This is a genomic window from Aeromicrobium sp. PFPM2_SD2 (genome assembly GCF_057364525.1).
On the sequence record NZ_JBNFNZ010000620.1, the window covers coordinates 1 to 1,119 of the forward strand.

The 1,119-nt window shown below is 73.8% G+C and carries 4 protein-coding genes; all 4 read right to left on the reverse strand.

Annotation, left to right across the window (positions count from 1 at the left end):
- Positions 1–50: 50 nt before the first annotated feature.
- Positions 51–236 carry a DUF3618 domain-containing protein gene (locus AC2W7G_RS16915; protein WP_485869464.1) on the reverse strand — a complete coding sequence of 62 codons (186 nt, stop codon included), beginning with the start codon at positions 234–236 and terminating at the stop codon, positions 51–53.
- Positions 229–621 carry a phage holin family protein gene (locus AC2W7G_RS16920; RefSeq protein ID WP_485869465.1) on the reverse strand — a complete coding sequence of 131 codons (393 nt, stop codon included), beginning with the start codon at positions 619–621 and terminating at the stop codon, positions 229–231. Before AC2W7G_RS16920 ends, AC2W7G_RS16915 begins: the two co-directional genes overlap by 8 nt.
- Entirely contained in the window at positions 618–941 is a 324-nt protein-coding gene (locus AC2W7G_RS16925; RefSeq protein ID WP_485869466.1) for a hypothetical protein, read from the reverse strand. Before AC2W7G_RS16925 ends, AC2W7G_RS16920 begins: the two co-directional genes overlap by 4 nt.
- Positions 938–1,119 (reverse strand): hypothetical protein (locus AC2W7G_RS16930; RefSeq protein ID WP_485869467.1); only part of this gene is annotated, 182 nt, incomplete at its 5' end. The genes AC2W7G_RS16930 and AC2W7G_RS16925, both read right to left, overlap by 4 nt.

A 1,119-nucleotide genomic window follows, 5' to 3' on the forward strand; every position in this document is an offset into this window, starting at 1 on the left:
ACCGCAGCGGGCCCCGCACCAGAGGTGCGGGGCCCGCTGGGGACGTGCGGCTAGTGACGCAGGCGCTGGACGACCAGGCCCACCAGGGCACCGGCGGCGACCCCGGCCAGGACGACCAGCGGCGCCTTGAGCCGCTGCTCCGTGGCCTCGACCTTGGCGGTCAGGGCGTCGACGGTGGCGGCGAGGTCGGCGCGGGTGCGCTCGATCTCGCGCTCGATCTGTGCAGGGTCAGACATGGCGCTCCTTCACGGCGTCGACGTCGGCCTTGACGCTCTCGACCCGGTTGCCCGGGACGCTCGGCGCCTTGTCGACGTTCTTCTTGCCCACCAGGGCCAGGACGCCGGCGACGACGAACAGGACGACGGCGACGATGAGCGCGGCCAGCCAGGCGTCGAGCACCGTGGCCAGGCCGAGCACGGCCGCGGCGAGCAGCGCCCCGAGGCCGTACAGCGCCATGACGCCGGCGCCGCCGAACATGCCGGCGCCGATGCCGTAGCGCTTGCCGGCCTCGCTCATCTCGGCCCGCGCCAGGCGCATCTCGTCCCGGACGAGGGTCGAGACCTGCTCGCTGAGGGCGCTGAGCAGCTCGCCGGTCGAGCGGTCCTCGGGTGCGCCGGTCACGACTGCTGAGGGTCGATCGGGTCGCCGTGGGTGCCGCCCGGGGTGCTGCCCGTCGACGACGACGAGCCGCTGTCGGACGAGCCGGACACCTTGCTGCTGGCGGCGTCCTTGGCCTGGCCGGCGACGTCGGCCGCCTTGCTGCCCAGGTCGCTGGCGGTGGACTTGGCGAAGCCGGTGGCGTCGTCCACGGCGGACTGGACCTGGGGCTTGCGCCACAGGCGGTCGGCCTGGCTCTTGATCTGCTCGTAGCGCTCGCGCCCGGCGCGCGTGCCCAGGACGTAGCCGACGGCGGCGGAGGCCAGCAGGGAGATCTTCTTCACTCGTCACCACTCCTTGATGTGTGCGGGATCAACCTCCATCGTGCGACGACTCGGCGGTCCTCGCCTCCCGAAGCCGCCGGGGCGCGGACGAGCAGGTGCACGGCCACGCCGGCCACGAGCGACCAGAAGGCGGCGCCGACGCCGGCGACGGCCACGCCCGAGGCGGCGACCACGAAAC